This is a genomic window from Candidatus Deferrimicrobiaceae bacterium (genome assembly GCA_035256765.1).
GTDB lineage: Bacteria > Desulfobacterota > Deferrimicrobia > Deferrimicrobiales > Deferrimicrobiaceae > CSP1-8.
Genome location: DATEXR010000082.1, coordinates 1 through 8285, shown reverse-complemented (window position 1 = coordinate 8285; position 8285 = coordinate 1). Strand labels below are relative to the sequence as shown.

Below are 8285 nucleotides of genomic sequence, written 5' to 3'. Positions count from 1 at the left end.
CCGCCAGCGCAAGGTTCTGCGCGATGTGACCCGCATCGAGGTAGACATACCGGTAGGCCCGCTGGCGGTATTTCCACTTCGCGCGGGGGAAGACGGCCGTCCAGACGAAGACGGCGGCGGCCTCGGAGCAGAACTCCTGGAACAACGCCGCGCGTGCGAGGTCCCTGCGGAGATCCCCTCGGGCCACCTCCTCGAGCAGGTGCCCCCGGACGCCGTAGTGGTACACCCCGGACTCGACTCCTTCCACGCGGTGGGCGATTACGTACGTATCGATGGGGTAGAGGGCGCCGGCCGAGGGGACGGTTCGGAATTCATGACCCCCTTCCTTTCTTTGAACGCCGGTGGAGGCCCAAAGGAGAAAGGAGATCTCCTCCGGGCGAAGAGGACGGGGGGAATACTCCCGGACGCTCCTTCGCCGGGAGACGATTTCCGCGAAAGAAGAGTGGACCGGAGATCCCGGCGGGGGGAGCCGGATGATTCTCGCGCCGGGATATTCCTTGTACAAGGGCGGCCGGGACGTCCAGTCGATCCCGCCTCCCCCCAGCCGTCCCCGTTCGTACTTCGTTTCCTGCTGAAACCGGTCCCCGATTCCTCTGGTCTCTTCCACGTCTTCGTCACTCCTTCACGTATCCCTTTTCGATGAGTTTGCGGACAATGCGGTGTGCGGCGACCGCCGGCGCCTCCGTCTCCCCCCGCACCACCACGTCGGGAGCGGCGGGAGGTTCGTAATCGGCCTGCAGCCCGGGAACGCCGGCTGCGCTCCCTTCCTTTCCTCTCCGGTAGATTCCCTTGGGGTCCCGGGCCATGCAGACGGCGAGGGAGCAGTCGACGAAGACTTCCAGGTACCGCGCGATTTCCCGCCGTGCCCGGTTCCGATAGGCGCGCCGGTTGGCGGTGGCGTCGAAGATCACCGATACGCCGTGTTCGGTCAGAATCCGGCCCACGTGGGCGACCGCGCCGTAAAAGAGGTCCCGCTCCTCCTCGTCGTAGCGGGGGTTCGGCGTGAAGATCTTCCGGAGCGCGTCGGACTCGAGAACCGCGACGTTTACCCCGAGGGACGCGAGCTCCTTCTCGAGGGCCGAGGAAACGGTCGATTTTCCCGATGCCGGAAGGCCCGTGATCCAGACGGCGAATCCCGCTTCCACGGCTATCCCGCCCCGCAGTAAGCGTTCACGCGGCTCGGGTCGAAGGACTCCGCGTCCAGGACCTCCATGAGGAAGGAGAAGAGTTTCCCGCGCACGTCTTCGTCCAGGGTGGGATACCACAGGGGGCTGGCCATCACGAGACCCCGGAAGGCGTAAAAAGGGGCGGCGACCGCAAGCATCTCCCGATCTCCGGTTTTTTCGAGATACCGGTCCCAGAACCTCCGGAAGAGGGTCTCGAAGGATCCGGTGAGGCGACCGTTTTGCTGAAGCGAGCAGAAGAGGTAGTTCCCGGTGAGGGAGGTGACGTCGTCGGCCGGCTCGCCCCACTCGCCCCGGGAACGGTCGATGACCCGGAACCGTGTCCCGTCTCCGAACAGGATGTTGTAGGGATGAAAATCCCCGTGCACCTGCCGGAGCCGGTGGGTCCGTCCCTTGATTCGCCACCGCCAGGCCACGCAGCGTCGCTCGATTCCTTCCAGCAGTTCGGGGGTGATGAACCCGTGCCGCGGAGGATAGCTGTCCAGAAGCCCCATGATGCACTCGCCGTGTCCCACGAGCTCCCGGATCCGGCGGACGTAAAGTCCGGGGTCGGGACCTTTCTCCCGGTGGATGTCCGCGAGGTAGTCGCAAAGGGCGTCGGCCCGCGCCAGGTCGAGGTCGGTGAGCTTTCCCCCCGCCTGGAGACGGGCAAGGTCCCGGATGTAGCCATGTCCTTCCACATGCTCGACGAGGAGGAAGAACTCTTCCACGTTCCCGAGCGAATGGAGGCTGCCGTCCCGGTCGACCCCCCCCACGTCCAGGGAATGCGCGTGAAGGGGAAGGCGGTTATACGCCTCGTGATCCCATAGAAGCATCTGGGCCCGATCCGACATGTGTTCGTGCCCGAAGGGCCCCGGACTCGTCGTCTCGAGGACGGCCTTGCGGCGCTCTCCGGAAACCTCGTACTCCACCATGACCGGGATGCCGTAGCCGAACCCCTTGACGGCGCCGGCCGCCACCGCCTCTCCCAGGAGGGAAAGGGATACGATCCGCACGGCGGTTCCGAAAAGGGATTCCAGATAGGAGGAGAGTTTGTCCCGGTCCAGGTCGGGCATGGCTTTTCGGGGCATGGTTTCTCCTTTGCCAGAGGGAACGAACCTGGAGGCAATCGGGTGGTCTCGAGGGAATTCTACACCGACTCCGACCGATTGCCCAAAGAAGGAGAGCCTCGTTGCGGAAGGGAAGAGGGCCGGGAGGGAATATAATGATTCCGTCAGGGAAACGTGCAGGCGAAGAAGGAGAGCGACGGTGGAAACGGTCACGCTGAACGTGAAAGGGATGACGTGCGGCCATTGCGTGATGGCGGTCAAAAAGAGCCTGGAGGCCGTCGAGGGGGTCCTGTCGGCGGAGGTCACCCTTTCCCCTCCGAGGGCGGTGGTTACCTACGATCCGTCCCGGGCGTCCATCGAACGGCTCACAAGCGCGACCGAGAACGAGGGGTATCCCTCGGGTGTCGCCGGCCGGTAGGGGAAACCGGGAAGCGCAGGGGATGTCCGGGACCTGGTGGGTCTACATGATCGAGTGCCGGGGGGGGAAGATCTACACGGGGATCGCGAAAGACCCCGAAGCCCGCTACCGGCAACACCGGTCCGGGCGAGGCGCCGTCTTTACCCGGATCAACCCGCCCGTGGCGCTTCTGGCGAAACGGCCTTGCGGGAGCCGGTCCGACGCCCTCAGGGAGGAACACGCCCTGCGCCGGCTCTCGGGAAAGGAGAAGAGGGCCTGGGCGGGGGAACTCTTCAACGCTGGGGGGGGACACTCCTGATGTGAGGGGACACTCCTCTCCCGCATCCCGGAGATGAATCAGGAATGTCCCCGATGGGAATGTCCCCCCTGGGAATGTCCCCGGGGAACGTATCCCTGTCGGGAAGAGGCGTGACGATTTGGGCCGCAATCTCTTTTTTCGGAAAGGAGCGATATCCGATGAAGCGAATGACCTGGGCAATCGCCCCCGCGATCATGGCCGTCCTGGTGTGTATGGCGGGACCGCTCGAGGCGGGGAGCAAGGAAACGAAGGTTGTCCGGACGGCACTCGAAGTCCTCGAGGAGATTTTGGCCATTCCCGAGAAAGGGATCCCGCCGAGTCTTCTGGAGAATGCGAACGGCATCGCCATCGTGCCCGGCGTGATCAAGGTCGGATTCGTGGTGGGCGGCCGTCACGGGCGCGGCGTGCTCCTCATCCGCCAAGAAGACGGGGGCTTTAGCAACCCGGTTTTCGTCTCCCTCACCGGCGGAAGCGTCGGGTGGCAGATCGGCGCCACGTCCACCGACGTCATCCTCGTGTTCAAAAGCGGGCAAAGCGTCGAAGGAATCATGAAGGGGAAGTTCACCCTGGGGGCCGACGCCGCCGTGGCGGCCGGCCCGGTGGGGCGCAGCGTCGAGGCAGCGACGGACGTACAACTGAAGGCCGAGATCTACTCCTATTCCCGGAGCAGGGGCCTGTTCGCGGGGGTCTCGGTCGCAGGGGCCGCCCTGCAGATCGACGGCGACGCCAACGCCGATTATTACGGGAGGGAGGGAGTGCGCCCTCGCGAGATTCTCAAGGGGAAGGAATTTCCCTCTCCCCCGGATGCCGTCCGGTTGAAGGAATTCCTCGCCCGGCACGCGGGGGCGAAGGCAAAGGAATAAGCGGATCGCGTATCCTCGCGCTTGCCGGGAGGGTAGGGAAAAACGGAGAATAGGAAAGATTCCTCGCGCCCGGGAGTGCGATGCAGCTGAGGAGAGAGAATCCCCTGCTCGACGGGATGACGTTCGCCCATCCCCTCCCGCGCCGGGAAATCGAGAAGGGATTCGAAACCCTGATCGGGGAGAACCGGCTCTTCGGAGCCGAGATGAACCCCGACATCATCAAGAAGGAGGGAGCGAAGAGGAAATTTCTTGTCAGCAGTCTTCCCTCGAGGAAAATGCTCCTTTCCGTCTGGTCCCGCCTCTTCCGCGATCTCATCTCCCCCGCGGACTTCTTCGACCAGGTTTCCGCGAAATTTTTGAATTTCGAGCACCGGGAGAACATGCTCCTGATGGGGAAGGACCGGATCATCTACGATACCCAGATCTTCCTCGGGGGCGAGGCGGTCGGCGAGATGACCCTCTTTTTCCTTTCCCTGATGAACCGGAACCTCGGCCTGCTCGCCTATCTCCGGGGCATGCGGCTGCGGATCGTCTACATCGATCATATCCGTCTCTCGGAGCAGAGCTCGGGGTACGCGTCGGCCCTGTTCCGCTATTACGAAAAGTTTTTCCACGATCTTGGATTCCACCAGTTCCGTCTCAGCGCGTCCCTCTCCGTCGGGAAATATTACTGGGCGAAGGAAGGATTCGACTGCCTGGACAAGGGGGATTTCCTGCGGATGAAGGCGGGCCTGGCCAGACTCGTCCAGGATCGGAGACTCCCCGTCGAGGAAACCGACATGAACAGGCTCAACCACGCCTACGACATCGCCCTGTTCCGGAGGGACCTCAGGGTTCCCGTCTACCGGAACCGGGAAGGGTACTATTCGTGGGAGAGAGACGGGGAGCATCGGGAGGAGGAGTTGTTTCCCCTGGGGAAGGCGTTCCTGCTGTCCTCCCATCCCTGGGACGGGTATAAGATCATCTTCACGAACACGCCGAGGAGAACGGGATTCGTCTACACCCCCGGCTATCTGAACCACAGGCCCCGGTCCGGCCACCCGGAGAGCCGCAGGCGCCTGGTGACGCTTCTGGATGCGATCCGGAAGGACGACCTCCAGGGAAGCCTCGTCTTTCTCGAGCCCTACATGCCGAACATGGGTCTCATCGAGAAGATCCACCCTCCCGACTACCTGGAGGCGTTCCGGAACAGCGTGCGCTCGGGCAGAAAAACGTTCGCCACGGTGGACTGCTCGATCAGCGAGGCGAGTTACGATGTCGCGCTGCTTGCCGCGGGCGGGGTGATGGCGGGGGTCGATGCCGTGCTGAACGGGAGAGTCGAAAACATCTTCTGCGCCGTGAGGCCCCCCGGGCACCATGCCGGGAGAAAGTCCGCCATGGGGTTCTGCTATCTGAACAACGTCGCCGTGGGGGCCCTCCACGCCCGGACCGTCTATGGCGTGGAAAAGATCTTCATCCTCGACTGGGATGTGCACCACGGGAACGGGACCCAGGAGATCTTCGAGGAGGACCCTCTCACCTATTTCTGCAGCATCCACGAGCACCCGACCTTCTGCTTCCCGGGGACCGGGAGAAGGATGGAGAAGGGAAGGGGGGAGGGGTACGGAACCACGCTCAATCTCCCCGTGAAACCCCATACCGGGGACACGGAGTTTCTGGCCGTCTTCGAGGGGGATGTCATCCCGGAGATCGAAAGGTTCCGTCCCGATCTCATCATGATCTCCGCGGGATTCGACGCGCACAAGGACGATCCCATCGCGGACCTCCTGTTGACCGAGCGATCGTTCGTCCACATGACCCAAAGAATCTGCGAAATGGCCGACAAGCATTGCCGGGGGCGCATCGTCTCCGTCCTCGAGGGCGGATACAACGAATCCTCCCTCAAGTCGTCGGCGATCGCCCACCTGAAAACCCTCCAGGGAAGGAGCGTGCCATGTACGTCGGCAGAAGGATGACGAGGAAGGTGATCACGTTGTCCCCGATGGATACGGTGAGGGACGCCCAACGGATTCTCGAGGAGAATCGGATCCACCACCTTCCTGTGGTCGAGGGAGAGGATCTCGTGGGGATCGTATCGGATACGGACCTCCGGAAATGGTTCCTCCGGAGGGAAACGGTCGACGGGAAGGGGACGGTATCCCGGAGGATCGGGAACGTCAGGGAGATCATGACCCGCGATGTGATCACCATGAGCCCGGGGGACACGATCGAGGACGCGCTCTTGGTCCTTCACCGGAGGAGGTTCGGGGCTCTCCCGGTGGTGGAGGGGAAAAAACTGGTGGGGATCGTCACCAAGGTGGACGTGCTCGCCGCGTTCATCGACTCCCTCAACATCGAGGGGATCGGGGTGCGGATCGAGGTGATCCTGCCGTAAGGCATGGACTCCCTCGTCCGGCTGATCCGGAAACTGGCGGAGATGCGGATCGAGACCGGAGCATGGTGCTGTCCCCTTTCGGGGAAGAGTTCGCGGCATTCCTCCGGATCGGGACGATCGACGTGGGGACCGTGAAAACCCGGTTGCGGGGGGACGGGTTCAAGGTCCCGGAGCTTGCGGATTTCCTCGGCTGACCGGGTAACGCCCCGGACCGGATTTTTCGGGCCGCCCGTATCCGTTCCGGGAGATCGGGGAAGGGAGGACCGGGGAGCGGCGCCCCGTCAACCTGCCTCCCCGGGCTCGATGGTGCGCTCATTCAGGAGATTTCTCGCCTCCGGTTCGTCGTCCCTCCCGACCTGGATTTCCGCCGTGCCGACGCGGAACAGGTCCTGGAGAACCCCTCCCTTGACGAAGTGCCGGATCCCGGCGGCCGAAAGGAGCGACTTCACCATGGCAAGGACGACGGGATTTCCCGTTTTCAGGATGGTGACGTACTCCACGTACTCCGGCAGGGGCTGCGGGGGGAGCTCCTGCACCAGCGGGACCCGGCAATCGGGACAGACGTGGATCCCCTCGATGTACTCCGCTTTGCATTCCGGACAAACCATAGATTTCCAATGTACCCCAATTCTCCCCCCCTTGACACGCACCGGGCCAAAACTTATGGTGAAACGAGCAACGGCGGGGATTTTCGCGGGAAAGGTTCCTGTCCACCCTGGATGGCGATGCGGCGGCGGGTGCTTTCGCGCGCCGGTTGCTCCTTGCAGGAGAAAAGCCCGTTCCCCGGGGGAACGCGGTTCCCGGCACATTCCCTGACTCCCACGGTTCCCGTTCCGGGGGGAACGAACAGAAACCATCCATTCGCGGATTCTTTGGATTCCGTTTCCTGACAGGAGGTTGTCATGCAGGAATTCGAAATGAGAAAGACGGTAAAACAGATCAGCAAGAGGGTGGGGATGGGCATCGTCGCGGTGGCCGTGCTTCTTGTACTCCTCATTATCAATCCCTTCGTGAAGATCGACGCGGGGGAACGGGGAGTCCTGCTCAACTTCGGGGCGGTCCAGGACGAAGTCCTGGGGGAGGGCCTGCACCTTCGGATTCCGATCATGCAGAAGATCGTGAAGATGGACGTCAAGATCCAGAAATCGGAAACCCGGTCGGAAGCGGCGAGCAAGGATCTCCAGGACATCAAGTCGGTGATCGCGCTCAACTACCACATCGTCCCGGACAAGGCCAACTGGGTGTACCAGAACATCGGGGTGGCGTTCAAGGAGAGGATCATCGACCCGACCGTCCAGGAGGCCGTGAAGGCGGTGACGGCGAAGTACACCGCGGTCCAGTTGATCGGCGAGCGGGAGGCCGTAAGCACCGCGATCAAGGATGCCTTAAGCCAGAAGCTTTCCGACTACAACCTGTTCGTGGACGGATTCTCGGTCATCGACTTCAGCTTCTCCAAGAAGTTCACCGATGCGATCGAGTCGAAGCAGGAGGCGGAGCAGTTTGCCTTGAGGGCCCAGAGGGACCTGGAGAGGATCAAGATCGAGGCGGAGCAAAAAGTGGCCCAGGCGAAGGCGGAGGCCGAGTCGCTGCGGCTCCAGAAGGGGCAGATCACCAAGGAAATGATCGAACTCAGAAAGATCGAGGCGATGCGGGAGGCCATCGCCAAATGGAACGGAACCGTTCCGAACGTGCTTCTTTCCGGCGGAGGCGCCTCGCCGCTGATCAGTCTGGATGGACTGATGAAGAAGTAAGGCCGGATACTTCGGAGCCGGCCCAGAGAGGTAGGCGCTTCGTCCTCTGCTGCGTCAGGGAAGGAAACAGGACGGAGCCCGAAGGATCCGTCCTCATGAGGGCATGGTCGGTGCCCCGGCCCCGCCGATGTCCTCCGGGGATGGGATCAGGAGCGGATCGTTCTCCTCATACCAGCGCGCAGGTGCTTCTCACGTACCGGGCATACTTCGGTACCCACATCCTCGAATCCAGCGATTCCCGGATCTTGCCCGGGACCACGGGCTTTCTTGCGACATTTTGCTCCATCGCCTTCGCTGCCACCGCAATCGCGATCTCCCTGCACACGGTTCGGAGCTCGTCTCACCGGA

Annotated in this window: 12 protein-coding genes; 7 read left to right on the top strand and 5 right to left on the bottom strand. The window is 62.7% G+C overall.

What is annotated here, in order from left to right; genetic code table 11:
- The 3 genes from VJ307_02505 to VJ307_02495 form a co-directional block, all read right to left on the bottom strand.
- On the bottom strand, window positions 1-607 hold a 607-nt coding region (locus VJ307_02505), incomplete at its 3' end, for a SagB/ThcOx family dehydrogenase (GenBank protein HJX73000.1).
- 7 nt (window positions 608-614) lie between these two features.
- Window positions 615-1145: an adenylyl-sulfate kinase gene (locus tag VJ307_02500; protein HJX72999.1), complete on the bottom strand. Its 531-nt coding sequence runs from the start codon at window positions 1143-1145 to the stop codon at window positions 615-617.
- A gap of 2 nt (window positions 1146-1147) precedes the next feature.
- Window positions 1148-2254 carry a phosphotransferase gene (locus VJ307_02495; protein ID HJX72998.1) on the bottom strand — a complete coding sequence of 369 codons (1107 nt, stop codon included), beginning with the start codon at window positions 2252-2254 and terminating at the stop codon, window positions 1148-1150.
- A gap of 178 nt (window positions 2255-2432) precedes the next feature.
- Between VJ307_02495 and VJ307_02490 the strand changes: the two genes are divergently transcribed.
- The 6 genes from VJ307_02490 (at window position 2433) to VJ307_02465 (ending at window position 6380) form a co-directional block, all read left to right on the top strand.
- Entirely contained in the window at window positions 2433-2651 is a 219-nt protein-coding gene (locus VJ307_02490) for a cation transporter (protein ID HJX72997.1), read from the top strand.
- A 22-nt stretch (window positions 2652-2673) separates the two neighbouring features.
- On the top strand, window positions 2674-2949 hold the full coding sequence (locus VJ307_02485) for a GIY-YIG nuclease family protein (protein HJX72996.1): 276 nt from the start codon (window positions 2674-2676) through the stop codon (window positions 2947-2949).
- Window positions 2950-3107: 158 nt separating this feature from the next.
- Window positions 3108-3812: a lipid-binding SYLF domain-containing protein gene (locus VJ307_02480; GenBank protein ID HJX72995.1), complete on the top strand. Its 705-nt coding sequence runs from the start codon at window positions 3108-3110 to the stop codon at window positions 3810-3812.
- A gap of 80 nt (window positions 3813-3892) precedes the next feature.
- Window positions 3893-5767 carry a histone deacetylase gene (locus tag VJ307_02475; GenBank protein HJX72994.1) on the top strand — a complete coding sequence of 625 codons (1875 nt, stop codon included), beginning with the start codon at window positions 3893-3895 and terminating at the stop codon, window positions 5765-5767.
- On the top strand, window positions 5746-6186 hold the full coding sequence (locus VJ307_02470) for a CBS domain-containing protein (protein HJX72993.1): 441 nt from the start codon (window positions 5746-5748) through the stop codon (window positions 6184-6186). The genes VJ307_02475 and VJ307_02470 overlap by 22 nt, the downstream gene beginning before the upstream one ends.
- Window positions 6187-6248: 62 nt before the next feature.
- A complete protein-coding gene (locus VJ307_02465; protein ID HJX72992.1) occupies window positions 6249-6380 on the top strand; it encodes a hypothetical protein in 132 nt (43 codons plus the stop codon).
- Window positions 6381-6467: 87 nt separating this feature from the next.
- Here VJ307_02465 and VJ307_02460 read toward each other — a convergent pair whose 3' ends face one another.
- Complete coding sequence (locus VJ307_02460; protein HJX72991.1) at window positions 6468-6794, bottom strand: DUF2007 domain-containing protein; 327 nt, start codon at window positions 6792-6794, stop codon at window positions 6468-6470.
- 294 nt (window positions 6795-7088) lie between these two features.
- On the opposite strand from VJ307_02460, the gene VJ307_02455 reads away from it, so the two are divergent.
- On the top strand, window positions 7089-7937 hold the full coding sequence (locus tag VJ307_02455) for a prohibitin family protein (GenBank protein ID HJX72990.1): 849 nt from the start codon (window positions 7089-7091) through the stop codon (window positions 7935-7937).
- 166 nt (window positions 7938-8103) lie between these two features.
- On the opposite strand, the gene VJ307_02450 is transcribed toward VJ307_02455, so the two are convergent.
- Window positions 8104-8238, bottom strand: coding sequence for a hypothetical protein (locus tag VJ307_02450; GenBank protein HJX72989.1), 135 nt, complete (start codon window positions 8236-8238; stop codon window positions 8104-8106).
- Between the last annotated feature and the right edge of the window lie 47 nt (window positions 8239-8285).